Origin of the sequence: Achromobacter sp. UBA4530 (assembly GCF_002388205.1) — a bacterium.
Lineage (GTDB): Bacteria > Pseudomonadota > Gammaproteobacteria > Burkholderiales > Burkholderiaceae_B > Achromobacter > Achromobacter animicus.
This window is the reverse complement of sequence record NZ_DGMA01000031.1, coordinates 322,742-346,518: the sequence shown is the minus strand read 5'-3', so window position 1 is coordinate 346,518 and position 23,777 is coordinate 322,742. Positions and strand designations below refer to the sequence as shown.

General features: G+C 63.3%; 20 protein-coding genes and 1 tRNA gene. 6 read left to right on the top strand and 15 right to left on the bottom strand.

Going from position 1 to position 23,777, the window contains the following annotated elements; translation table 11 throughout:
* Nucleotides 1–3: 3 nt before the first annotated feature.
* The 14 genes from B2W22_RS22690 to B2W22_RS22625 form a co-directional block, all read right to left on the bottom strand.
* Entirely contained in the window at nucleotides 4–2,802 is a 2,799-nt protein-coding gene (locus B2W22_RS22690; protein ID WP_286939624.1) for a DEAD/DEAH box helicase family protein, read from the bottom strand.
* Between the two features lie 129 nt (nucleotides 2,803–2,931).
* A complete protein-coding gene (locus B2W22_RS22685) occupies nucleotides 2,932–3,993 on the bottom strand; it encodes a Fic family protein (protein WP_286939623.1) in 1,062 nt (353 codons plus the stop codon).
* A gap of 352 nt (nucleotides 3,994–4,345) precedes the next feature.
* Nucleotides 4,346–4,837 (bottom strand): tyrosine-type recombinase/integrase, encoded by a 492-nt coding sequence (locus B2W22_RS22680; RefSeq protein WP_286939622.1) that lies wholly within the window; start codon nucleotides 4,835–4,837, stop codon nucleotides 4,346–4,348.
* Nucleotides 4,828–5,556 carry a tyrosine-type recombinase/integrase gene (locus B2W22_RS22675; protein ID WP_286939620.1) on the bottom strand — a complete coding sequence of 243 codons (729 nt, stop codon included), beginning with the start codon at nucleotides 5,554–5,556 and terminating at the stop codon, nucleotides 4,828–4,830. The genes B2W22_RS22680 and B2W22_RS22675 overlap by 10 nt, the downstream gene beginning before the upstream one ends.
* A gap of 196 nt (nucleotides 5,557–5,752) precedes the next feature.
* Nucleotides 5,753–6,844 (bottom strand): redox-regulated ATPase YchF, encoded by a 1,092-nt coding sequence (gene ychF / locus B2W22_RS22670; protein ID WP_175122546.1) that lies wholly within the window; start codon nucleotides 6,842–6,844, stop codon nucleotides 5,753–5,755.
* Between the two features lie 243 nt (nucleotides 6,845–7,087).
* Entirely contained in the window at nucleotides 7,088–7,858 is a 771-nt protein-coding gene (locus B2W22_RS22665; RefSeq protein WP_175122545.1) for a type II CAAX prenyl endopeptidase Rce1 family protein, read from the bottom strand.
* A complete protein-coding gene (gene pth / locus B2W22_RS22660; protein WP_175122544.1) occupies nucleotides 7,858–8,454 on the bottom strand; it encodes an aminoacyl-tRNA hydrolase in 597 nt (198 codons plus the stop codon). Before pth ends, B2W22_RS22665 begins: the two co-directional genes overlap by 1 nt.
* Nucleotides 8,455–8,553: 99 nt before the next feature.
* On the bottom strand, nucleotides 8,554–9,165 hold the full coding sequence (locus tag B2W22_RS22655) for a 50S ribosomal protein L25/general stress protein Ctc (protein ID WP_175122543.1): 612 nt from the start codon (nucleotides 9,163–9,165) through the stop codon (nucleotides 8,554–8,556).
* Between the two features lie 149 nt (nucleotides 9,166–9,314).
* A complete protein-coding gene (locus B2W22_RS22650) occupies nucleotides 9,315–10,265 on the bottom strand; it encodes a ribose-phosphate pyrophosphokinase (protein ID WP_006227587.1) in 951 nt (316 codons plus the stop codon).
* 180 nt (nucleotides 10,266–10,445) lie between these two features.
* Nucleotides 10,446–10,522, bottom strand: a tRNA-Gln gene (locus B2W22_RS22645).
* A 1-nt stretch (nucleotide 10,523) separates the two neighbouring features.
* Nucleotides 10,524–11,465 (bottom strand): 4-(cytidine 5'-diphospho)-2-C-methyl-D-erythritol kinase, encoded by a 942-nt coding sequence (ispE, locus tag B2W22_RS22640; RefSeq protein ID WP_286939616.1) that lies wholly within the window; start codon nucleotides 11,463–11,465, stop codon nucleotides 10,524–10,526.
* A gap of 64 nt (nucleotides 11,466–11,529) precedes the next feature.
* Nucleotides 11,530–13,128, bottom strand: a complete 1,599-nt coding sequence (locus tag B2W22_RS22635) for a methyl-accepting chemotaxis protein (protein ID WP_191577961.1) — start codon at nucleotides 13,126–13,128, stop codon at nucleotides 11,530–11,532.
* Between the two features lie 219 nt (nucleotides 13,129–13,347).
* Nucleotides 13,348–13,899 (bottom strand): lipoprotein insertase outer membrane protein LolB, encoded by a 552-nt coding sequence (lolB, locus tag B2W22_RS22630; protein WP_286939656.1) that lies wholly within the window; start codon nucleotides 13,897–13,899, stop codon nucleotides 13,348–13,350.
* 47 nt (nucleotides 13,900–13,946) lie between these two features.
* Nucleotides 13,947–15,833 carry a tetratricopeptide repeat protein gene (locus B2W22_RS22625; protein WP_286939615.1) on the bottom strand — a complete coding sequence of 629 codons (1,887 nt, stop codon included), beginning with the start codon at nucleotides 15,831–15,833 and terminating at the stop codon, nucleotides 13,947–13,949.
* On the opposite strand from B2W22_RS22625, the gene mutM reads away from it, so the two are divergent.
* The 4 genes from mutM (at nucleotide 15,832) to B2W22_RS22605 (ending at nucleotide 19,749) form a co-directional block, all read left to right on the top strand.
* Nucleotides 15,832–16,659 carry a bifunctional DNA-formamidopyrimidine glycosylase/DNA-(apurinic or apyrimidinic site) lyase gene (gene mutM, locus B2W22_RS22620; protein WP_286939614.1) on the top strand — a complete coding sequence of 276 codons (828 nt, stop codon included), beginning with the start codon at nucleotides 15,832–15,834 and terminating at the stop codon, nucleotides 16,657–16,659. The two genes, B2W22_RS22625 and mutM, sit on opposite strands and share 2 nt — an antisense overlap.
* Nucleotides 16,660–16,799: 140 nt before the next feature.
* Complete coding sequence (locus B2W22_RS22615) at nucleotides 16,800–17,753, top strand: MBL fold metallo-hydrolase (protein ID WP_286939613.1); 954 nt, start codon at nucleotides 16,800–16,802, stop codon at nucleotides 17,751–17,753.
* Nucleotides 17,754–17,851: 98 nt separating this feature from the next.
* On the top strand, nucleotides 17,852–19,531 hold the full coding sequence (locus B2W22_RS22610; protein WP_286939612.1) for an FAD-dependent oxidoreductase: 1,680 nt from the start codon (nucleotides 17,852–17,854) through the stop codon (nucleotides 19,529–19,531).
* Between the two features lie 17 nt (nucleotides 19,532–19,548).
* Entirely contained in the window at nucleotides 19,549–19,749 is a 201-nt protein-coding gene (locus B2W22_RS22605) for a DUF2783 domain-containing protein (protein ID WP_175122535.1), read from the top strand.
* Between the two features lie 76 nt (nucleotides 19,750–19,825).
* Here B2W22_RS22605 and B2W22_RS22600 read toward each other — a convergent pair whose 3' ends face one another.
* Entirely contained in the window at nucleotides 19,826–20,734 is a 909-nt protein-coding gene (locus B2W22_RS22600; protein WP_175122534.1) for a LysR family transcriptional regulator, read from the bottom strand.
* Nucleotides 20,735–20,898: 164 nt separating this feature from the next.
* On the opposite strand from B2W22_RS22600, the gene hmgA reads away from it, so the two are divergent.
* The gene (gene hmgA, locus B2W22_RS22595; protein ID WP_286939611.1) at nucleotides 20,899–22,197 is read left to right on the top strand and encodes a homogentisate 1,2-dioxygenase; all 1,299 of its coding nucleotides are present in this window, start codon (nucleotides 20,899–20,901) and stop codon (nucleotides 22,195–22,197) included.
* A 137-nt stretch (nucleotides 22,198–22,334) separates the two neighbouring features.
* Complete coding sequence (fahA, locus tag B2W22_RS22590) at nucleotides 22,335–23,654, top strand: fumarylacetoacetase (protein ID WP_175184653.1); 1,320 nt, start codon at nucleotides 22,335–22,337, stop codon at nucleotides 23,652–23,654.
* The last annotated feature ends 123 nt before the right edge of the window (nucleotides 23,655–23,777 follow it).

Below are 23,777 nucleotides of genomic sequence, written 5' to 3'. Positions count from 1 at the left end.
TCCTTAAGCTGCCAAGCGTTCGGTCAGCAGCAGGATTTCGTTGATTTCTGCCGGGCTGAACACGCCACGGATGCCTTGCGGGTGGATGACCGTGAAGGGGGCGGTGATCAGGTCTCTTCTCTCCACCTTTTCGCGCTCGATGATGAAGTTCTTCAACAGATTAAGGAACTCCATCTGGCGGCTGGACAAGGTGGTGTGGGCGCGAATGAACTGGTCGAACGCAGCGCTAACTTCGTCAGGGAAACTCTGCAGGACTTCGATGCCGAGGATGTGCCGGATGAACTGGATAAAGCGCGCCTTGCGGTTCTTGTAGACCTGGCGCAGCAAGTCTTCAGTGATGTGTGGATGTTCTTCATGCAGCAGTTCAGCCAGTTGGTTGGCCTCGTCTGCACTCACCGTTTCGCCGCTCTTGATCTTCTGCAGCACTGGGTTGTGCTCAGTGAGTTCGGTAATCAGCGCTTCAACCATTTCCCGGTAACGACTGATGCTCACCGCTTCGTGCTGGGGGCCGAACTCGACCCGTTCCTTGTTGTACAGTATGTCGGTGAGATCCAGATGCGCTGGCCCCGGGCTGGCCATCTGCTCGCGGAATTTCATCAGCGGGCCGAGCTTGGCCACCAACTCATCGAAGGCATCTTCGTCGGCCGTAGCCCAGTAATGGCTGGCCTGTGCGGCGCGGATCAAGGCTTCTTCTTGCTTGACGAAACTGACCGAGAGTGGCAATTCACCAATCTGTTCGACGATGCCCTCTTTGAGCGTGTCGGCCTGCTCTCTGTCTTCATTGAGTACGGCCAGCGAGTATTCGAGCACATCGCGTTCGAGACGCATGGCCTTGAAGTCGGCTTCCGAGACGGTACGAAATAACGGCTTGATTTCAGCGCGCAGAAATTCCAGCTTCTGGGGCGTGAGGTTGATCCAGAAGTTCTCTTCGTCCAACCTGGCCAGTGCGACAGCAGCGTCCTTGATCACCACAGAGTCTTTCGGCAGTGTCGCGATCTGCCAGCGCAGTTTGGCCACCTCGCGTTCAGTGATGTCGATTTGGTTTGTGGCAATGGCCTTGTCGATCTTGTCGATGCGCAGGCCCACCAAGCGCACGGGCAGCGGTAGCTGGGGTTTGAGTTCCTTGCCCTTGGGTTGCAGCTTGAAGTATTCGAAGTTGTCCCAGCAATCGAGAATCAGGAATACGTCCTTCTCGGTACACCAAGGCTTGGGCTTGCTGGCTTCTAACAGGCGGGTGCCGCGACCGATCATCTGCCAGAACTTGGTGTAGGAATACACCGGTTTGGCAAAGACCAGATTGACGATTTCTCGCACGTCGATGCCGGTATCGAGCATATCCACGCTGATGGCAATGCGTGGCATGTCGTTGTTGGTGAACTGATCGAGCAGGCCGCCCTTGCCGTAGACGCGGGGGTCATCCGAGACCAGCACCTTGGCCAGTTCACCATGGTATTGGGGATAAAGCTTGTCGAAGATTTCCTCGATGCGACGGGCATGGGCCTTGGAGGAGCAGAAGAAGATCGTCTTGCCGGGCAGCACGCCGTTGCCGTCCTTGATGCACTCCTCCATGAACTCCCTGACGATCAGGGTGTTGGTGCCCTTGTTGATGACCTGCTTTTCAAGCTGGGTGCCTTCGAAGTTGATCTCTTCGATGTCCTTGCCCTGCAGGATGAGCTTTTTCTGGTCTTCCAGTGAAATGGTGCGCTTGCTGATGCCTTCCATCTGGAACCGGGTCTGGATTTTCATGACCTGGAAGTTGCAGAGATAGGGCGGAACGCGATTGACGGCCTCTTCGAAGGTATAGGCGAAGGTAGGCAAACCGTCTTCGCAGTGGAAGAGCTGGAAGGTGTTGTGGTCGATGATGTCGGTCGGCGTGGCAGTCAGACCGAGGGTGATGGTTTTGAAGTAGTCGAGGATTTCGCCGTAGGTGTTGTAGATGGACCGATGGCTTTCGTCCACGACGATAAAGTCGAAGAAGTGCGGTGACAGGTGCTGGACTTCATCGCGGATGATGTTGAGCATCGTTGGGTAAGTCGCTACATAGATACGGCGATCCTTGGCAATGAGCTTTTCACCCACGTTGGGCCAGCGAGGCTCGTTGGGCAGATGCTCCTTGAAGGCTGCCAGTGCCTGTTCTCGCAACGCGATACGGTCCACGAGGAACAGCACCTTTTCTGCATGCCCAGCACGCATCAAGGCATCGACCATGGCAATGCAGGTGCGCGTTTTGCCCGTGCCGGTTGCCATCACCAGCAGGAAATCGCGTTTTTTCTGTTCGATGCCTTCGAGCACCGAGCGAATGGCGCGGATCTGATAGTCCCGGCCTGCAATGGAGGTATTGATGAACTCTTGCGTCAGCGGCTTGCGATTGCGACGGATGTAGGCAACGCGCTCCAGATCATCGCGGGTGGGAAAGCCGACAACCTTGCGGGGCGGTGCATTCTCCAAATCCCAGAAAAAGGTTTCGAGGCCGTTGGTGTAGAAGCAGAATGGCAGTTCGCTGCCCAGTTGCTTCTGAATGTTGTAGCAGTACTGCTTGGCTTGCTCACGGCCAAGCGCGGCATCTCGGAGGGTTTTTTTGGCCTCGATCACAGCCAGTGGCTTACCGTCTTTGCCCAGTAAGACGTAATCGCTGAACTGATGGCCCTGATATGGGGTGCGTGGTTCGGCCACACCCTCTGTTAGCGCAGTGAGGATGTCGAATTCTTCGACGACCTGAGTCGGGTCTTTGACGTTCCAGCCTGATAACGCGAGTTGCTGGTCGATCAAGTCGGCTCGTGTCTGTGCCTCGGATTTAGACATGCCTAGCCTCCCTGGCGATGAGGAAGCCTTGGCTACTAACTGCGATCATTTCCTCGGTCTGGAACGCGGGCACGTTGCTGCAAGTGTGATCGTCGCGGATGTCGAGGCTGAAAATACTTTTTCTAGTCTTCATTCCTCACCCACTTGATTGATGCGAAGCCACTTTGCTCCACGTCCCTTGCCGGTCGATTCGATCAGTCCCTCTGACTTCATCACCCGCAATACCAGCCGTACCATGTCCCGGCTCACACCCGGGCAGGCCTCTTCGATCTCAGAAATCGAGAACGGAAGACTACGCCCCAGGATCTCCGCACGCACCCGGTCGCCCTTGCTGCCACGGCCACGTTCGATGGTGCCGACACGCTCCTCGAACTCACGGTAGGCTCGCAGCAAGGCACCCCAGAAGTAGTCGAGCCAGGGCTTAACGTCGTGCTGCCCCTGATGCCAACCCTGCGAGCTGGCTTCCAGGGTCTCGTAATAACCTTCCTTGGTGTCCTCGAAGATGCGTTCCAAGCTGATGTAGCGGCCCACGGCATAGTCGAAGTGGTAGAGCAGCAGCAGGGTCAACAAGCGGGACATGCGACCGTTACCGTCCGGGAAAGGGTGGATGCACAGTAAGTCGAGCATCGCCAGCGGCACCAGTACCAACGGGTCGGCCAGGTGCTGGTCCAGTGCAGTGGCGTAGCGCCCTGTCAGATCAGCCATGGCCATCGGCGTGAGATGCGCAGCCACCGGCTGGAAGCGCAGACGCGAAGTGCCATCCGGGTGACGCTCAATGATGTCGTTATTGGTGGCCTTCCAGCGTCCGCCCGCCTGCGGCATGTAGCGATACAGCAGGGTGTGCAGTTGCAGTACCACGCTTTCGCTGAAGGGCATGTGCGCAGCGGACTCGTGGATCAGCGCCAGGGCATCACGGTAGCCGGCGATCTCCTGTTCGGAACGGCTCTTTGGCGTTGCGTTGCGGATGACCAGGGACTTCAACCGCGAGGGCGCTACGACAACGCCTTCCAGCCGGTTGGACGACTCGGTGGACTCCACCACCGCGATCTGGCGTAGCCCCTTGAGGGCTTCGGGCGACTGCGCGGCGTAGAGTTGCTGCTTACCCTGGTACTCGCCCAGTGTGCGCAACGTGGCGGCCTGGATGCCATCGAAGCGAAGCGCGGCAAGGTACTCGGGTGTGAGCGAGTGCATGGGAATGTAAGGCTGGACTATCTAAATGGGGTAATCATAGCCATTAAATGGGGCATTGTCTCTAAAAATACCTCATTAACGAGGTTTGACTACCCCATTTCTGAACACAGGACCGGTCGTGAGGGGCTGGCATGGCTGACCGGGAAGAAAAAAATAGGCGACGTGAATCCAAAAAAAAAGGGGTAATAACTGAAAAATTACCCCATTTATTTCATTGCATACCCCATTTCCAGCGCCCAGCCTTGGGCAAAGGCAAATGGCAAGGGAACGGCACTCAAGGGACAACGGCCCTTCCCAGAAAAGGAAAAGGCCGCCCTGTCCATTCGTTCTGCAACACCCAGCCAACTCTTCTCTATGCCGTGCCGCTGTCCCCCGCCGCACTCAGATAGTCCGCCCAGTCCTGCAACAGTGTCCTTCTTTGATCCAGCAGCAGCGCCTTGTTGTACGTCGCCCGCACCTTATTGCTTTCCACGTGTGCAAGCTGCCGTTCAATCGCATCAGGCCGGTATCCGTTCTCATTGGCCCAGGTTGAAAAGGTCGTCCGCCAGCAATGCGGCGTCGTACCCAGGCCCAGATTCATGTCGCGCATCGCGTAGGTGAGCCGATTGGGCGTAGTGAAGCCCTTTCCGCTTCGGTGCGGAAACAGATAGCGCCCGCCACCCGTGATGTGCTGCAAGTCTTTCAGCACCGCTATGGCCTGCTTGGACAACGGACTGACATGGTCACGCCGCGCCTTCATCTTCGCCGCAGGCCGACGCCACAGTGCATCCTCAAAGTCGAACTCGTCCCACTCGGCATCCGCCGCTTCCCCTGGACGGCAGGCGGTCAGAGCGATCAACCGCAAGCACAACGAGGTTTCCGGATAGCCCCGGTAGCCGCGCAACCCTGATAAAACCTCTGGATTTGCTCTCGCGTCATCGCCGCCTTGCTCTCGCTGAGCGGCACGCGTGGCAGCCCTCGCAGGCTGGGATTTGGATTTGCCTCGACCAGCCCACGAACCACCGCGAATTCGAAGATGGCCGAAAGATCGCCTTTGACATGGATGGCCGCCCACGCACCGTGGGACTTGCACTCCTCCAGCAGCGGGCGATTCTGCTTCACGCCAATGTCGCTCATCGGCATCCCATCGAACTTGGGCGACAGGTACTTCCTGATGCGGGACTCTTTCGTGCGGTAGGAACTGAGCGCAAAGACTGACTTGATCTCGGCCAGGTACGCCTGCGCCACCTTGGCGAACGAGCTTTCCTTTGCGCGCTTGCGTTCCTCCAGCGCCTCCAGGTCGCGCTCTTTGACCTGCCGCCGCTCATGCGCAGGGTGGATACCTTGCTTGACCAAGGCACGCGCTTTCTCGCGGGCAGCACGCGCCTCTGCAAGGCTTATTTGGGGAAAGCCGCCAATGGCAAAGAGGTTCTCCTTGCCTTGCAGGCGGTACTTCCACCGCCAGAGCTTGCCGCCGGTGGGCTTGACCAGCAGGAACAGGTCCCCGCTGTCTGACAGTTTCCAATCTCGATCAGTCGATTTGGCCGACCTGACCTTGGTGTCGGTGAGTAGATTCTCGGGCATCGTTGGACTCCACTGCGGGGAGATGTACCCCCACGGTTGAACACGAGTACCCCCAACGCTACCCCCGAATTTTTCAGACCTCGATGAACAATAGGAACGCTCAGTAGACCGTATTGTTTACGCAACCCATTGATTTAAAACGGGTCAATCTGTCCACCAAGCGCTACTGAACGCCACCGAGATTCAGCAAAAATCGTCAGACGTTAAACAAGAAATTCATCACATCGCCGTCCTGCACGATGTATTCCTTGCCTTCCGCGCGCATCTTCCCGGCTTCCTTTGCGCCCTGCTCGCCCTTATACGTGATGTAGTCCTCGTACGAGATGGTCTGCGCGCGGATGAAGCCGCGTTCGAAGTCGGTGTGGATGACGCCGGCGGCTTGGGGCGCGGTGGCGCCGATGGCCACGGTCCAGGCGCGGACTTCCTTCACGCCGGCGGTGAAGTAGGTTTGCAGGCCCAGCAGCTTGAAGGCGGCGCGGATCAGGCGGTTCAGGCCTGGTTCTTCCATGCCCATGTCTTTCAGGAAGGCTTCGCGGTCGGCGTCGTCGAGGTCGACGATTTCGGATTCGATGGCGGCGCAGATGGCCACGACGGGCGCGTTGCGGGCGGCGGCGAATTCGGTCAGGCGGTCCAGCAGCGGGTTGTTGGTGAAGCCGTCGTCAGCAACGTTGCCCACGTACATCGCGCGCTTGGCGGTGATGAAGCAGAGCTGGGCGATGTCGGCCTTTTCTTCGGTGGTCAGGTCCAGCGCGCGGATGGGCTTGGCTTCGTTGAGCTGGGCGATGCACTTTTCCAGCACGGCGACGATGCGTTGCGATTCCTTGTCGCCCGAGCGTGCGGTCTTCTGGTGGCGTTGCAGGGCCTTTTCGGCGGTCTGCAGGTCGGCCAGGGCCAGCTCGGTTTCGATGACTTCGATGTCGGCGATCGGGTCGACCTTGCCGGCAACGTGGATCACGTTGGGATCTTCGAAGCAGCGCACGACGTTGACGATGGCGTCGGTTTCGCGGATGTGCGAGAGGAACTGGTTGCCCAGGCCTTCACCCTTGCTCGCGCCGGCGACCAGGCCCGCGATGTCGACGAATTCGACGGTGGCGGACAGGATGCGTTCGGGCTTGACGATTTCAGCCAGCTTCTGCAGGCGCGGATCCGGCACTTCGACGACGCCGACGTTGGGCTCGATGGTGCAGAACGGATAGTTCTCGGCGGCGATGCCGGCGCGGGTCAAAGCGTTGAAGAGTGTCGATTTGCCAACGTTGGGCAGGCCGACGATGCCGCATTGCAGAGCCATGGGAATCCTGTGTAAGTACGGTATTGAGCGTTAACGGCGTAGTTTACCCCGGCGGGGCGAAACGACGCCGTGTGGGCGGAGGGGGGATGCGGCCCCGAAGTGACCTCGATGCGATCCCGCTGCGATCCTAAGAACGGCGCCCGCGAATTGCCATCATCAGACCAGCCCAGCCCGCCTCCGTTCGGACCGGGCGTCGAGCGCCGGGCGCCGAGCGCCGGGCGCCGAGCGCCCCGGCAGCGAAACTTAACCGGCCGCCGTCGGCGCGTAGCGCATAACGAGCCAGATCATCAAAATCGGCCCGGCATTGAACACCGAGTGCAGCAAAATCGCCGCCCCGATGCCCCGCCGCACGCGCATCCATCCCAGCACCAGCCCGGTCAGCCATTGCGGCAGCACCAGCAGCGGCAGCAGCCAGTACGGGGTCTTGTTGTAGACGAAGTTGGTGAGGTGAACCGCCGCAAACGTCAGCGCGATCAGATGAAACACGACGCCATAGTGCTGCAGGTAATACCTGCGCCAGCTCGTGTCCCAGCCTTTCAGGGGCTCAGGGCGTGCGCGCAGCCCCCACACCGCCAGCAGAATGAACGCAGCCAGCAGCAGCCCCGTCCAGAGCTTCGGCCCCCACAGCACGACGGGCACCAGAGCGGGAATCAGCCACAGCGCCTGACGCGGCCGGCGCAGGCCGTAGCGGAACAGCATTTCTTCGACGAGCGGCGCCCACAGCACCGCGGTCAGCCACGGAATGTTGTGGGGATCCAGGCGATGCGAGACGCCGCCCAGTCCGGCCGCGACGACGGCCACGGGCCCCAGCGCAAAAAGATTGATGACCCACAGCACGGCGGCCCAGGCCAGGAGGCGTCCCGGTCCGATGCCCGGCCACCAGTCGGCGACCAGCCCGCTGCCACCTGCCCGGTTCGGCAGGCGCGACAGCGGATGCGGATGGCGGATGAAGCGCCAGAAGTCGGCGATCTCGCTGCGAAAACGCATCTTCCCGTTGGGCTGGCGTTTTGTCATCAGGACTCGTTGCCGCTATGCAACTGACGGGTGGCGAGTGCGAAGTCACCGGCCAGCATGGACGGCACGACGGCGCGGCAGCGGTCGATGACGGCTTCGATTTCCTTTTGCTCTTCGCGGCGCGGCGGGTGCAGGACGAAGTCGGCGACCTGTTGCGCCAGGCCCAACGTGCGCGGATGGCCGATGCCGATGCGCAGGCGCCAGAAGTTGGGGCTGCCGAGCGCAGCCTGGATGTCCTTCAGGCCGTTGTGGCCGGCGTGGCCGCCGCCCTGCTTGAGCTTGACCTGACCGGGCATGAGGTCCAGTTCGTCGTGCAGCACCAGCACTTCTTCGGGCGTCAGCTTGTAGAAGCGCGCCAGCGCGCCGACCGCCTGGCCGGAACGGTTCATGTAGGTGTTGGGCTTGAGCAGCAGGACGTTGTCCGCGCCCAGGCGCGATTTGGCCACCATGCCGAAAAAGGATTTCTCGAGCGCAAAAGAAGTGCGCAGATCGTCCGCCAGATGGTCGGCCAGCCAGAAGCCGGCGTTGTGCCGGGTGGTTTCGTAGTCGGGACCTGGATTACCCAGTCCCACGATGAGGCGTATGGGAGTAGACATGATGGGGGTGTTTAAACCAAAAAACCCTGCGGATGCAAATGCACACGCAGGGTTTCGGGCGTAAGCCGCGGGAAAGCCGCAAAGGCTTTCCTGCAGGACTTAGGCTGCCGGAGCAGCTTCTTCGGCGTCGTCGGCGGCGGCAGCGCCACCCTTGGTGACCGCAGCGGCCAGCAGGGGGTTGTCTTCACCGCCGTGGGGGACGTACGTCACGCCCATGGGCAGCTTGATGTCGGCCAGGTGGATCGAACCGCCGGCCAGGACGTCAGCCAGGTTCACTTCGATGAACTGGGGCAGAGCCGACGGCAGGCAGGTGATTTCCAGTTCGGTCGTCACGTGGCTGATGATGGCGCCGCTCAGCTTCACAGCCGGCGAGATTTCAGCGTTCACGAAGTGCAGCGGCACCTTGGTACGCAGGGCTTGGTTGGCGTCAACGCGCTGGAAGTCCACGTGCAGGACTTGCGGCTTGTAGGCGTGCCATTGAACCGAACGCAGCAGAACTTGCTCATCCTTGGCGCCTTCGAGCTGCATTTGCAGGATCGATGCGTGGAATTCTTCCTTGCGCAGCGCGTGGTAGATCTCGTTGTGGTCGAGTTCGATGTTCAGGGGGGCAGCCGTACCACCATAAACAATGGCGGGAACGCGGCCCGCGCGGCGCAGGCGGCGGCTCGCACTCGAACCCTGGACGCTACGCGCAGTGGCAGTAAATTTCATGGATAACTCCGAAACGATAAAGGTGAAGAGACTTCACCGGTTGAATTCACGGCGCGCAAAGGGCGCGCCGTGCTTGTTTGCGCCTTGCCGCGACCAGCGAGGCGCAAAGAACTGCAAATGTGGGCTGTGGCCCGATCAACGCCTACGCGTCAATCGACGAACAGCGAGCTGACCGATTCGGCGTTGGAAATACGCAGGATGGTCTCGCCCAGCAGCGCGGCGCACGACAGCTGGCGGATCTTGCCGCTGGCCTGGCCTTGCTCGGACAGCGGGATGGTGTCGGTGACGACGAGTTCGTCGAGTTCCGACGCTTCGATGCGGTCGATGGCGCCGCCCGACAGCACGGGGTGCGTGCAATAGGCGTAAACGGCGCCGGCGCCGCGGTCTTTCAGGGCCTGGGCCGCCTTGCACAGCGTGCCGGCGGTGTCGACCATGTCGTCCATGATGATGCAGGTGCGGCCGTCGACTTCACCGATGATGTTCATCACTTCCGACACGTTGGCGCGCGGACGGCGCTTGTCGATGATGGCCAGGTCGGCTTCAAGCTGCTTGGCCAGCGCGCGGGCACGAACCACGCCGCCGATGTCCGGGGACACCACGACCAGGTTCGAGAAATTGCGGCGCCAGATGTCGCCCAGCAGGATCGGACCGGCGTAGATGTTGTCCACGGGAATGTCGAAGAAACCCTGGATCTGGTCAGCGTGCAGGTCCATGGTCAGGACGCGGTCAACGCCAGCCACTTGCAGCATGTTGGCCACGACCTTGGCCGAGATGGCCACGCGCGCCGAACGCGGGCGGCGGTCCTGGCGGGCATAGCCAAAATAGGGAATCGCGGCGGTGATGCGGCCGGCCGACGCGCGGCGCAGGGCATCGACCATCACCATGATTTCCATCAGGTTGTCGTTCGTAGGCGCACAGGTGGGCTGCAGGACGAAGACGTCTTTACCCCGCACGTTCTCGTTGATCTCGACCATCACCTCGCCGTCCGAAAAACGACCAACGGTCATCTTTCCCAGGGACATGTCGAGGTGGTTGACTACGTCCACGGCCAGCCGAGTGTTGGCGGTGCCCGTGAAAATCATGAAGCTATCGTTTGCCATGATGGATGATGCGATGGTCGTTTGAGACACTAACGATTGATGCGAATGATGCGGGGTGATACCCGGGGTGACTTGGACAAGCACGTTCAACTTGCACCAGCGAATCCGGAAAATAAAAAAGCTGCTGAACCCGGGCCAGTGTCTTACAGGCGTGTTCAACAGCTTTTTTATGTATTCGGTTGGCTGGGGAGGAAGGATTCGAACCTTCGCATGCCGGAATCAAAATCCGGTGCCTTAACCAGCTTGGCGACTCCCCAACTATCTTGCAATCCAATTCCGCAACGGATGTTCAGCTAACCCAGTACATGCCTGCACTAACCGAAACCGTGGATGCGTTTGGCTGAATGTTTTATCAGCGCCGCGCATTATAGCGGTAATTTCTTGTTCTGCCAAAACGGCCTGCGATGTTTCGGAAAATTCGGCGAATAAACACGCGCCTGATCCCGACATGCGAACAGGGAGACCCCGCTCAGCAAGCCACCGCGATGCCCCAAGTACTTCAGGATAAAGACGGTAGACCACCGGCTCCAAATCATTTTTTCCGTAAAGCGCGCATCCTTTGGCAACTTCACCGCCGGATCCGCTTGGCAAAAATGTTTGCGAAGCAAGAAAGTCCGCTATTGTGATGTAAGAAGAATCCCTTGTCAAATCGGGTGCGGAAAATATTCCAACAGTCGGCACGCTGGCATCCGGTTGCGCCACCAGATAGGCGCGTTCGGGCAGCGTCACGGCGGTGAGATCTTCGCCGATGCCCTGCGCAAATGCCGATTGGCCAAAGACGAAGACGGGCACGTCCGCGCCCAGCGGCAACGCCAGCGCCATGAGTTCCTGACGCGACAGTCCCGTGTTCCACAGCTTGTTCAAGGCGATCAGCACCGATGCCGCATCGCTGGAACCGCCGCCTAAGCCCCCGCCTTGCGGAATGCGCTTTTCAAGGCTGATCTGCGCGCCCTGGCGCGTGCCCGTGGCCTTCTGCAGGGCGCGCGCGGCGCGCACAGTGAGGTCCTGGTCTTCGGGGACACCCGGCAGATCGGTGGCGCGGCTGATGACGCCATCGGACCGCACATCGAAGTGCAGCGTGTCGCACAGGTCGATGAAGCGGAACACCGTCTGCAGCAGGTGATAGCCGTCGTCGCGGCGGCCCACAACGTGCAGGAAGAGATTCAGCTTGGCGGGAGCGGGAACGTCGTAGAGGGTCACGAAAGACAACCGGTGCGGATCAATCCGTCATTCTAGCGAGACGGGCCGGCGCGCCGTGGCGCCTTTACGCCAACTGCGGCGTCACGCTGCCGCCAAGGCGTGCAGCAGGCGCGTCGATGACCTGTCCGTCCGGCAGCTTGAACACCGACACGGCGCCGGCCAGTTGGCGCGCCTGTTCTTCCAGGGCGCCAGCAGCAGCGGCGGCTTCTTCGACCAAGGCCGCGTTCTGCTGCGTCACGCTATCCATCTGCGACACCGCGCGGTTGACCTGGTCGATGCCGGTGGCCTGCTCTTCCGAAGCCGCCGAGATTTCAGCCATGAGGCTGGTCACGCGCTGCACGGATTCGACGATCTCGCGCATCGTGGCGCCGGCATTTTCAACCTGCTCCGAACCCACGCCGACCTTCTGCGCAGAGTCTTCGATGAGCTGCTTGATTTCCTTGGCGGCGGCGGCGCTGCGCTGTGCCAGCGTGCGCACTTCGCTGGCCACGACCGCAAAACCCTTGCCCTGCTCGCCGGCGCGCGCGGCTTCCACCGCGGCGTTGAGCGCCAGGATGTTGGTCTGGAACGCGATGCCGTCAATCACGCCCACGATGTCGGCGATGCGCGACGAGCTGCCCGAAATCGCATGCATGGTTTCGACCACGCTGGACACGGCCTCGCCGCCGCGCTGTGCAACCGCCTGCGACGCGGCCACCATGCGATTGGCCTCGCGTGCGGTGTCGGCATTCTGCTTCACGGTGGTGGCCAGCTCTTCCATGCTGGCCGCGGTTTCCTCGAGCGACGCAGCCTGCTCTTCGGTGCGGCTGGACAGATCGGTGTTGCCCGAAGAAATTTCGCGAGCGCCGACGTTGATCTCGTCAACGCCGCGGCGCACGGCCGACACGGTGCGCACCAGGCTGTCCTGCATGGCCTTGAGGGCGCCGATCAGCGCGCCGATTTCGTTCTTGCCCATATCCGCCACGCGGCGCGTCAGGTCGCCTTCGGCGATGCGGCGGAAGACTTCGCCCGCTTCCAGCAGCGGACGCACGATCATGCGGCGGATCAACACATGCGCGCCGACGGCCATCAACAGGCCCAGCGCCAGAATGCCGGCCAGCAGCGAACTGAACAGCGTGTGGAACATGGAGATTTCATCCATGACCGTCTGCCCGGTGCTCTCGGCACGCAGTACGAAGGCGTCGCGCTCGCTTACGAGACGCTCCTGCACGGCCTGCGTACCCTGCTTGAAGTAGGCGTCCATGTCGCCGGCTTCGAGGACGCGGCCCACGTTCTGCAGGTTGGTGCTGAGCTTGGTGTAGGCGTCGATGATGGCGGCGGACTCGGCCTTTTCCTCGGCGGACAGGCTGCCCGAGAACCCTTGGAAGGCGCGATCGGCCGACACGATGCGCTGGCGCGCGGCCTGGAGCGAGCTCTTGTCGTCGGTATTGCCCTGCGCGACGCGCGTGGCGTAGCGGCTCAGGTCCGTGCGGGCCGCAACGAGCGACAGCGACGCGGAATTGACCGCATTGACCTGTTGCGCCGACAGGCGATAAAGCTGCTCGACATCGTGGTTGGTCTGCCGCAGGGCAACAAAGCCCATGCCGCCAATCACCAACTGGAAGGTGAAAAATATCGCGATGATTCCCAATAGCACCGTCGCGATGCGTGTGTTCCTGAACATTGGCCATTCTCCAAAAGGGTGGCGGCAGACGAGCGTCGACCCCGAATTGCTGCGCCGCGCACGAACCGGGCGCGGGCAGGGAGAATTATTCAGTGAAGTCAATATATTTCAAGCGGTAACACGCCCGGATTTGCGGCGGTTATTCGCTTGATTGGAATGAAGGCGATGTGATAAGGGTTTACCCGAATCACCCGGCGCGGCGCCTGACGCCGCGCGCGCTCACGACTGGTTGACGACCAGCCGAACGAGGATGCGGCGTCCGGGTTCCTGGCGCTCCAGCACCAGCAGTTGCGGGCCTTTCTCGTCGTAGCGGGAAAGCTTGGCGCGCCAGCCGCCCTGTTCGAATGCCACGGGGCGGCCCAGTTCGTCACGGGTGACGTCGGTGGCCTCGGGGTCTGCGGGCAGCTTGCCGCGCAGCCAGTCGCGCAATCCGGACACCGGCATGCTGCTGCCCAGCGCGTCTTCGGCAAGCGCATCCGGGTTGTCGGCGACCAGGCGGGTGCCGTCTGCCTTGGTAAGGCTGGCGGCGCCGGGGGCGCCTTCCACACGCGCTTCGGTCGAGCCCAGCGGGTTGGTCAGGTCCAGCACATAACGGCGGCCATCGTCGGACCAGGAAAAACCGCCCTGCACCGCGTTTTGCTTGCCGCTTTCTTCGTTGACAGTAATGGCAAAGCGCCCGATGCGCGAAAACGCATCGGCGCTGGCGCCTTCGATCGGCTTGGGCAAGGACGTGCATGCCGCCAGGGTGAAGGCCAACAGCGCCATTGCCATCCAGCGCACGCTGGCCGCGGCGCCGCGCAATCCTGCAAATACTGCCGTCACAGGCTGACCCCCAGACGCTTCACGACGTCCTGAACCGTCTTGTTCTTGGGATCTTTCTGCAGGGCCGCGCGCAGCAGGTCCATGGCCTGATCGCGCTTACCTTGCGCCCAAAGCACTTCGGCCAGATGCGCGGCGATGTCGGCTTCGGGACGCACGCTGTAGGCGCGGCGCAGATAATCCGCGGCGGCGGAGGTGTCGCCCATGCGGAATTTGACCCAGCCCATGCTGTCGAGAATGAACGGATCGTTGGGCGACAACTCCAGCGCCTGCGTGATCAGGTCCAGGGCCTCGGGCAGGCGCTGATTGTGGTCCGCCAGCGTGTAGCCCAGCGCGTTGTACGCATGGGCGTGGTCCGGATCCAGCGCGATGACCTGACGCAGCATGCGCTCCAGGTCAGCCAGGCGGTTCTGGCGTTCGTACAGCATCGCCAGTTCGTATTTGATTTCGACCGTGTCCGGCAGCGCCTGGTCGGCGGCTTCCAGGGCGGTGACCGCCTGGCCGATGCGGTCGGCGTCGCGCAGGATCTGCGCCTTGGTCAGCGCGCCCAGGGCGCGTTCTTCTTCGTCCTGCGGGCCGGCCGAGTCGATCATGGCCAGCGCGTCGTCCACGCGGCCGCTCTTTGCGCGCAGCGCAGCCTGGCGCATGCGCACGGAATAGCGCAGCGTGGGGTCATCGATGCGGCCGAGTTCGGCGATGGCTTCGTCGTAATGGCCCTGGTCTTCGGCGATGCGCGCCAGCAGCACGTGGGCATCGGCGGCGGCGGCGCCGGCGTCGGTGGCGCCCGGGACCGTGGCCCGCTGGCGCTGGTTCTGGACGTCCAGATACTGCTGCAGCAAGGTCTTGGCCTGCGGAAGCTGCCCGGACTTGTACGCCAGTTGCGCCTGCATGAAGAGCAGGTCGAAGTCTTCAGGCGACCGGCGCGACATGGCTTGCAGTTCGGCCAGCGCGGCGTCGTAGTCGCCGCTGTCGGCCAGTTGACCGGCCAGCATCAGGCGCACCTTGCGGGCGCCCGGATTGCGGTTGATGAAAGTGCGGGCTTCGGTTTGCGCGCGCTTGGGGTCGACCTTGGAACCGTACTCCAGCACGCGCTGGGCGGCGCCTTCGGATTTGGGATCAGCGGCCAGCGCGGCGCGGGATTCCTGCGCGGCACGCTCGTAGTCGCCGGCCGCGGAGGCCACATCGGCCAGCGCCAGATGGGCGGCGGGCAGCTTGCGCACGCTGTCGCTCAGGGATTCGTCCAGGATGCGCAGCGCCAGGCGCCGGTCGTTCAGGCGGCTGAGCACGGCAAGCGCCTGGCCGATGGCGGCGGGCTTGTCGCGCGAGGAATCGATGCGTTTGCGCAGGGCCTGGGCCAAGCCCTTGGTCTGGCCATTGGCAGCCGCCAGCGCCAGCTCGGTGGAGCTGGCTTCGACGTCGTTGGGAGCCAGGCGGGCCCAGACGCGGGCCGCGTCCAGCGCGCCGGGCAGGTTGCCGCCGGCAAGCTGGAATTCAAGGCCGCGGCGGGCAAGACGGGGATCGCCGGTGTCACGGGCCAGACCGACCATGGTGGTGGCGGCGGTGCCGTACATGCCCCGCTGGGCGGCGATTTCGGAAGCCAGTACGCGGTAGAAGATATCGCCGGTCAGCGACACATAAGGCAGTTGACCTGGGCGCAGGCGGATGACTTCGGTCTCAGGCTGGCGGCTTTGGGGGGCCATCCGGGGGCCCGTCGCGTCACGCGTCCGGCCGTCGGCGGCCTGGGCCGGCGGGGCCATGATTGCTGCCAGCGCAAGCCCCAACGCGGCGATCCCGATATTCATTTGTTTAAAAGACGACTTCACGCGGCCCGTCCGGTTGATGGCACAATCTTCGTACACGCAATTGATGATCTTACACTGGCTCATGCCGGAACTGCCTGAAGTCGAAACCACGCGCCGAGGAATCGACGCCATCATCACCGGCCAGACGCTCTCGCGACTGGTCGTTCACGAACCCCGCATGCGTTGGCCCATCCCGCCGGAGCTGCCGTCCCTGATCGGCGGACGCACGGTGCTGGAATGCGCGCGGCGCGGCAAGTACCTGCTCCTGCGCTTCGAACATGGCACCCAGATCGTGCATCTGGGCATGTCGGGCTCGCTGCGCAGCGTGGCGCCCGGTGAATTCCTGCGCAAGCACGATCATGTCGAATGGATCTTCGACGGCGCAGTCCTGCGCCTGCACGATCCGCGGCGCTTCGGCGCGGTGCTGTGGCACGACGCCGAAGCCGGGCCCATCGAGGCGCACCCGTTGCTGGCCAAGCTGGGCATCGAACCCTTCGACCCGCGATTCGACGGGGCCTGGCTGCACCGGCATCTCCAGAACCATTCCGCCGCCATCAAGCAGGTGCTGCTGGCCGGTATGGCGGTGGTCGGCGTGGGCAATATCTATGCGTCCGAAAGCCTGTTCCGCGCCCGGATCAATCCCAAGACGCCCGCGAACAAGCTGTCGCTGGCCCGTTGCGAGCGGCTGGCCGACATGGTGCGCGCCACGCTGGCCGACGCACTGACCTCCGGCGGCAGCACGCTGCGCGACTACGTGGGCGCCAGCGGCGAGCCGGGGGCCTATTTCGAGATCCACGCGGCCGTGTACGAACGCGAAGGCCTGCCCTGCCGGGTCTGCGCCACCCCAATCCGCCGTTTCGTCCAGGGGCAGCGGGCCACTTACTACTGCCCGAAATGCCAGCGGAATTGACCCGGGCCGGGCCGCCGCACCTGGGGAAATCGCCGTTACAACCGGGGAATTCGTTTATAGCAAACGTATTGCACGAAAACTAACGCGGGACTATATTTCCTTCCACACACCCTATTCCTATAAAAGTGGAAGGAGCCTCCATGAGCAAGCAATTCGCCTCGCACGCGGACATGGACGACAAGGTCGTCTCGTTCGAAAAGCTGTCCGACAACGCCTATGCCTACACCGCCGAAGGCGACCCCAACACGGGTGTGATCATCGGCGACGAGGCCGTCATGGTGATCGACACCCAGGCCACCCCCGTCATGGCCCAGGACGTGATCCGCCGCATCCGCGAAGTCACGGACAAGCCCATCAAGTACATCCTGTTGTCGCACTACCACGCCGTGCGCGTGTTCGGTGCGTCGGCCTACAACGCCCAGGAAATCCTGGCCAGCCGCGACACCTACGACCTGATCGCCGAACGCGGCGAACAGGACAAGGCCAGCGAAATCGGCCGTTTCCCCCGCCTGTTCCGCAACGCCGAATCGATTCCGCCGGGTCTCGTCTGGCCGACGATGACGTTCAAGGGCGAAATGACGGTCAACCTGGGCAACCTGGAAGTCAAGCTGCTGCAGGTCGGCCGCGGCCACACCAAGGGCGACACCATCGCCTGGCTGCCGGAACAGAAGATCCTGTTTGCGGGCGACCTGGTCGAATACCAGTCCACGCCCTACTGCGGCGACGCCTACTTCCGCGACTGGCCCACCACGCTGGACGCACTGTCGGGCTTTGAAGCCGAGAAGATGGTGCCCGGCCGCGGCCCGGCGCTCAAGAACGCCACCGAAGTGCGCCAGGGCCTGGCCGGCACGCGCGCCTTCCTGACGGACCTGTACGGCGCCGTGAACCGCGGCGTGTCCGAGGGCAAGGACCTGAAGACGATCTACCGCGAGGTCTACGACTTCATGAAGCCGCGCTACAGCGACTGGGTCATCTTTGACCACTGCATGCCGTTCGACGTGTCGCGCGCCTTTGACGAGGCGTCGGGCCACACGCATCCGCGCATCTGGACGGACAAGCGCGACCTGGAGATGTGGGCCCAGCTGGAAGGCTGACCCTACCCCCGACCAGACAAGCAAGAACCGGACACGCGCGACCCTTGCGGCGCAGCGTGTCCGCATAAATAAAAAAATGACCCACACAGGAGACAACCGTGGGAGACATCGACTTTCAGGCGATGGAGTTCGCCTATGAAAAGCATGCGGACCAGACGGCGGCCGACCCGGCGCGCCATCAGGTCGTGGTGGTGGGCGCCGGCCCCGTCGGCCTGACCACGGCGCTGGACCTGGCGCGCCAGGGCGTGCGCGTGGTGGTGCTGGACGACGACTACCGCTTGTCCACAGGGTCGCGCGCCATCTGCTTTTCCAAGCGCACGCTCGAAATCTGGGATCGCCTGGGCGTTGGCCAGCGCATGATCGACAAGGGCGTGTCGTGGAACGTGGGCAAGATTTTCTTCCGCGAACAGGAAGTCTGGCGCTTCGACCTGCTGCCCGAACCCGGTCACCGCCGGCCGGCATTCATCAATCTGCAGCAGTACTACGCCGAAGGCTATCTATACGAGCAGGCCCGCCAGCAGCCCAACATCGAGCTGCGCTGGAAGAACAAGGTCGCCGGCGTCATGCAGGGCAATGACGGCGTGACGCTGACCGTCGAAACGCCCGAAGGCCCGTACACGCTGCATGCCGATTGGCTGATCGCCTGTGACGGCGCACGATCGCCGGTGCGCAAGCTGATCGGCCAGGAAAGCCACGGCCGCATCTTCCGCGACCGCTTCCTGATCGCCGACGTCAAGATGACCGCGGATTTTCCGTCCGAACGCTGGTTCTGGTTCGATCCGCCTTTTCACCCGAATCAATCCGTGCTGCTGCACCGGCAGCCCGACAACGTCTGGCGCATCGATTTCCAGCTCGGCTGGAACGCCGACCCCGTTGAAGCGGTCAAGCCCGAGAACGTGCTGCCGCGCATCCGGGCGCTGCTGGGTCCGGATGCGCAGTTCGAACTGGAATGGGTCAGCGTCTACACGTTTGCGTGCGAACGCATGGACAAGTTCCGCCACGGCCGCATCGTGTTCGCGGGCGACTCCGCGCATCGCGTGTCGCCGTTCGGTGCGCGCGGCGCCAACAGCGGCGTGCAGGATGCCGAGAACCTGGCGTGGAAGCTCAAGCTTGTCGTGGCCGGCCTGGCGCCCGATACGCTGATCGACAGCTACAGCGCCGAGCGTGAATTCGCGGCCGACGAGAACATCCTGAACTCGTCGCGCGCCACCGACTTCATCACGCCCAAGAGCGACATCAGCCGTAGCTTCCGCAACGCAGTGCTGAACCTGGCGAAAGACCACCCGTTTGCGCGATCGCTCGTGAACAGTGGGCGGCTTTCGCTGCCGGCCACCTACGCCGGATCGCCCCTGAACACGCCGGATGCCGACGCCTTCACCGGCCGCATGATGCCGGGCGCGGTGGCGCTGGATGCGCCGTTGCAGGTTCAGGGCGAAGCGGGCTGGTGGCTGTCGCAACTGGATGGCGAGTTTGTGCTGGCGGTGTTCTGCGGCGGCGCGCTGCCCGGCCACGACACGCTGATGGCGTTGCAGGCGATGCGGATGGCGCCGGTGCCCGTCAAAGCCGTGCTGGTGGCCGATATGCAGTGCGACCTGTCCGCCGTGGCCGCGGACGTGCCCGTGGTGCGCGACAGCGAAGGCTGCCTGGCCAAGCGCTACGACGCGCAGGACGGCACCGCCTACCTGATCCGCCCCGACCAGCACATCGCCGCGCGCTGGCGCGTTTTCAATCCCGACGCCGTTGCCGCCGCCGTTCAGCGCGCGACGGGCCGCGCGTGATTCCCGAGGTTGTCACCATGCTTATCACCGAAACCAACCTGAGCGCGCCGGACGACTTCTATGAAGCGCTGATCGACGCCCATCGCGACCTGACGAACGAGCAGAGCCAGGAGCTGAATGCGGCGCTGATCCTGCTGCTGGCGAACCACCTGGGCGACCTGCCGCTGCTGAAGGAAGCGTTGCAACATGCGCGCGCGTCCGTGACGCAGGCGGTTTAAGGCGGCAATTCAAGACAGCGCGCGTCCGATCCCAACGGCGTGGGTCCGCGTCGGCGTCAACGCGCCGCGCGCGCCCTCATGAGCCCACCGCGAAGGTATTGACGATCAGCGCGCGCAGCCACTGATTGCCGCCGTCGCGATCCACCCTGCGCTGCCAGTACATGTTGGTCTGCAGCGCGGGCACTTTCAGCGGCGGGGTCATGAAGCGCAGGCCGAACGGTGCGGCGGCGCTGGCCGCCAGCTTCTCCGGCACGGTTGCCAGCAAATCCGTCGCGCTGACGATATAGGGCACCGCGGAAAAATGCGGCACGCTGAAATGCTCGGCCAGGTCCACCCCGGCCCGCTCCATCGACTGATTCACCTGCCCATAAGGCGCCGCGCGCGACACGATCAGATGACGCTCCGCGCGAAACGCCTTGATCCCCATGCCCGCATGCGCGGTGGGATGCGCCTGGCGGAAGAGCGTGGCGTAGCCCTGGCGAAACAGCATCCGCTGCAGCGTGCCGGCTCCCATCTCATCGAACGCGCCGATTGCCAGGTCCACCCTGCCCGACTCCATCTCGCGCGGCAGATCCGGCCCCAGCACCCGCACCGAGTCGATGCGCACGTGCGGCGCCTTCTGCACGCAGACTTCCATGAGGCGCGGCATGAAGTGGATTTCGCCGACGTCGGTCATGGCCACACGAAAGCGCCGGGTGCTGGTCGTCGCATCGAACTCGTCCTGGTCCTGCAAGGCTTGCGAAAGCAACCCCAGCGCTTCACTGACGGGTCCGGCCAGGCGCTGGGCGCGCGGCGTCGGCAGCATGCCCTGCGCGGTACGTACGAAGAGTTCATCGCCGAATGCCACGCGCAGGCGCCGCAGCGCATTGCTCACCGCGGGTTGCGACAGGTCCATGCGCCGCGCCACCGCTGACAGGTTGCGGTCTTCCAGCAGGTGTTGAAACAGCAGCAACAGGTTCAGATCGACATCGCGCAGTTCGGCCATCGGCGCCCCCTACTATTCACGAAATTTATAGTCGCTATTTTTGCATTCCCGTAGCCGCAACAGGGATTTTTTCCGACAATGGCACATCGGCTCGGGCGGCGCCCGTCCCGCCACCACACCAAGCTGCGCGGCCAAGCACCGCGCCCGCCACCCAGGAGGATTCCATGGAACTGCAATATCAGTCCGGCTTCGGCAACGAATGCGCAACCGAGGCCTTGCCCGGCGCCCTGCCCGCTGGCCGCAATTCACCGCAGCAATGTCCTTACGGCCTGTACGCCGAGCAGCTGTCCGGCACCGCCTTCACGGCGCCGCGCGCGGAAAACCGCCGTTCGTGGCTGTACCGCATCCGTCCGGGCGCGCAGCACAAGCCCTTTGAAGCGTTCGGCGGCGCCGCCGGCTGGCTGAGCACCTTCGGCCACGGCCCGGTCACGCCGAACCAGCTGCGCTGGAGCCCGATGCCGATTCCCGATACCCCCACGGATTTTCTGGAAGGCGTGAAGACATGGGGCGGCAATGGCGGCCCCGACGAACAGGGCGGCGTGGGCATCCATCTGTATGCCGCCAACCGCTCGATGCAAGGCCGCTTCTTCTACAACGCCGACGGCGAACTGCTGCTGGTGCCGCAAGAGGGGCGCCTGCGCCTGGCCACCGAACTGGGTCTTATCGACCTGGAACCGCTGGAGATCGCCGTCATTCCCCGCGGCGTGCGATTCCGCGTGGAACTGCTGGACGGCACGGCGCGCGGCTACATGCTCGAAAACTTCGGCGCGGCGCTGCGCCTGCCGGAACTGGGTCCCATCGGCTCGAACTGTCTGGCCAACGCGCGCGACTTCAAGACGCCCGTGGCCTGGTACGAAGACGTGGACGGCGACTTTGAACTGATCGCCAAGTTCACGGGCGGCTTCTGGCGTGCCGCGATCGACCATTCGCCGCTGAACGTGGTGGCCTGGCATGGCACGCACGCCCCCTACAAGTACGACCTGCGCCACTTCAACACCATCGGTTCGATCAGCTTCGATCACCCTGATCCCTCGATCTTCACGGTGCTGACGGCGCCGTCGGACACCCCGGGCACGGCCAACATGGACTTCGCCATCTTCCCGCCGCGCGTCCTGGCCATGGAGAACACGTTCCGTCCGCCCTGGTTCCATCGCAACATCGCCAGCGAATTCATGGGCCTGATCCAGGGCGTGTACGACGCCAAGGCCGACGGGTTCGCGCCCGGCGGCGCCAGCCTGCACAACTGCATGAGCGGCCACGGCCCCGACGCCGAAACGTTTGAAAAGGCGTCGCACGCGGACACCAGCAAGGCGCATTACATCCGCGACACGATGGCGTTCATGTTCGAGACCCGCCGCGTGATCCGCCCGACGGAGCAGGCGCTGGCGTCGGTAGAATTGCAGGGCGATTACTACCGGTGCTGGCAGGGCATCGCAAAGCACTTCGATCCCAGGAAGGCGTGACGCGACTGCGTCAACCTTTGTTGCCGGCGGCGATGCGCGAACAGCGCATCGCCGTTTGGCGTTTGATTCATCCGGCGCACGAACCGCTCGAGCGCCCGGCCAGCCCCCCATAACCACACTGACCGAGACACGCAGCCATGACCACCACGATCAACGAAACCCACGACCCGTCCTTGAAGAGCTGGGTCGCCAGCGCCAATTCGGACACGTCGGATTTCCCCGTGCAGAACCTGCCCTACGGCGCATTCCGCCGCAAGGGCTCGCAGGAATCCTTCCGCCCCGGCGTGGCCATCGGCGACCAGATCCTGGACCTGGCCGCGCTGGCCGGCAAGCAGCCGTTCGAAGGCCTGGCCGCGGATGCCCTGGCCGCCTGCGCCACCGATAGCCTGAATGCGCTGATGGCCCTGGGCCAATCGCACTGGAGCGCGCTGCGCCTGGCCCTGTCGCGCGCGCTGCGCGAAGGCGCCGCCCTGCGCGCCACGGTGGAACCGCTGCTGGTCGCGCAGGCTGACGCCGAATACACCACGCCCGCCCGCATCGGCGACTACACCGACTTCTATATCTCGGTGCACCACGCCACCGCCGTGGGCAAGCAGTTCCGTCCCGACAACCCCCTGCTGCCCAATTACAAGTGGGTGCCGATCGGCTATCACGGCCGCGCCTCCAGCATTGGCGTGGACCAGAAATTCCCGCGCCCGGTCGGCCAGACGCGTCCCGCCAACGAAGGCGAAGCGCCGCAATTCGGCCCCTGCGCGCGTCTGGACTATGAACTGGAGCTGGGCATTTTCGTGGGCACCGGCAACGCGCAGGGCGAACGCATCACGCTGGCCGACGCGGATTCGCACGTGTTCGGCCTGTGCATCCTGAACGATTGGTCGGCGCGCGACATCCAGGCCTGGGAATACCAGCCGCTCGGCCCCTTCCTGTCCAAGAACTTCGCGTCCACGATCTCGCCGTGGATCGTCACGATGGAAGCGCTGGAGCCGTTCCGCACGCAATGGACCCGTGGCGCGGGCGAGCCGCAGCCGATGCCTTACCTGGCCTCCGACGCCAATCGGGCCAAGGGCGCGTATGACGTCCAAATGCAGGTGCTGATGACCACCGAACAATCGCGCGCCGACAGCAAGCCGCCGGTGAAGCTGTCCAGCAGCAATTTCCGCGACGCCTACTGGAACGTCGCGCAGCTCATCACGCATCACACGGTCAATGGCTGCAACCTGCAGCCGGGCGACATGCTGGGCACCGGCACGCTGTCCGGCCCGCAGCCTTCGGAAGCGGGGTCGCTGCTGGAACTGAGCAATGGCGGCAAAGCGCCGATCGAACTGCCGTGGGGCGAGAAGCGCACCTTCCTGCAGGATGGCGACCAGATCATCATCCGCGCCGAATGCGTGAAGGCGGGCTATCCGCGCATTGGCTTCGGCGAGTGCTCGGGCGTGGTGCTGCCCGCGCGCGTCTGACGCTCAGGCGGCATGGACAAAGCCACGCAGCGGCGCGACCGCTGCGTGGCTTTTTTTATTTAGTTGACGGGCGGGTTTGTGACGGCCGGCGATCCGGCGGCCGGCGACCCGGCGGCGGGCGAC

What these genes read in the sequence shown, in the direction of transcription:
- fahA (WP_175184653.1), top strand. Translation starts at nt 22,335, where the DNA reads ATGACCACCACGATCAACGAAACCCACGACCCGTCCTTGAAGAGCTGG.
- B2W22_RS22635 (WP_191577961.1), bottom strand. Translation starts at nt 13,128, where the DNA reads ATGTTCAGGAACACACGCATCGCGACGGTGCTATTGGGAATCATCGCG.
- B2W22_RS22665 (WP_175122545.1), bottom strand. Translation starts at nt 7,858, where the DNA reads ATGACAAAACGCCAGCCCAACGGGAAGATGCGTTTTCGCAGCGAGATC.
- B2W22_RS22690 (WP_286939624.1), bottom strand. Translation starts at nt 2,802, where the DNA reads ATGTCTAAATCCGAGGCACAGACACGAGCCGACTTGATCGACCAGCAA.
- B2W22_RS22615 (WP_286939613.1), top strand. Translation starts at nt 16,800, where the DNA reads ATGAGCAAGCAATTCGCCTCGCACGCGGACATGGACGACAAGGTCGTC.
- pth (WP_175122544.1), bottom strand. Translation starts at nt 8,454, where the DNA reads ATGTCTACTCCCATACGCCTCATCGTGGGACTGGGTAATCCAGGTCCC.
- B2W22_RS22600 (WP_175122534.1), bottom strand. Translation starts at nt 20,734, where the DNA reads ATGGCCGAACTGCGCGATGTCGATCTGAACCTGTTGCTGCTGTTTCAA.
- ychF (WP_175122546.1), bottom strand. Translation starts at nt 6,844, where the DNA reads ATGGCTCTGCAATGCGGCATCGTCGGCCTGCCCAACGTTGGCAAATCG.
- B2W22_RS22685 (WP_286939623.1), bottom strand. Translation starts at nt 3,993, where the DNA reads ATGCACTCGCTCACACCCGAGTACCTTGCCGCGCTTCGCTTCGATGGC.
- B2W22_RS22655 (WP_175122543.1), bottom strand. Translation starts at nt 9,165, where the DNA reads ATGAAATTTACTGCCACTGCGCGTAGCGTCCAGGGTTCGAGTGCGAGC.
- B2W22_RS22625 (WP_286939615.1), bottom strand. Translation starts at nt 15,833, where the DNA reads ATGAGCCAGTGTAAGATCATCAATTGCGTGTACGAAGATTGTGCCATC.
- B2W22_RS22650 (WP_006227587.1), bottom strand. Translation starts at nt 10,265, where the DNA reads ATGGCAAACGATAGCTTCATGATTTTCACGGGCACCGCCAACACTCGG.
- B2W22_RS22605 (WP_175122535.1), top strand. Translation starts at nt 19,549, where the DNA reads ATGCTTATCACCGAAACCAACCTGAGCGCGCCGGACGACTTCTATGAA.
- B2W22_RS22675 (WP_286939620.1), bottom strand. Translation starts at nt 5,556, where the DNA reads ATGCCCGAGAATCTACTCACCGACACCAAGGTCAGGTCGGCCAAATCG.
- hmgA (WP_286939611.1), top strand. Translation starts at nt 20,899, where the DNA reads ATGGAACTGCAATATCAGTCCGGCTTCGGCAACGAATGCGCAACCGAG.
- mutM (WP_286939614.1), top strand. Translation starts at nt 15,832, where the DNA reads ATGCCGGAACTGCCTGAAGTCGAAACCACGCGCCGAGGAATCGACGCC.
- lolB (WP_286939656.1), bottom strand. Translation starts at nt 13,899, where the DNA reads ATGGCAATGGCGCTGTTGGCCTTCACCCTGGCGGCATGCACGTCCTTG.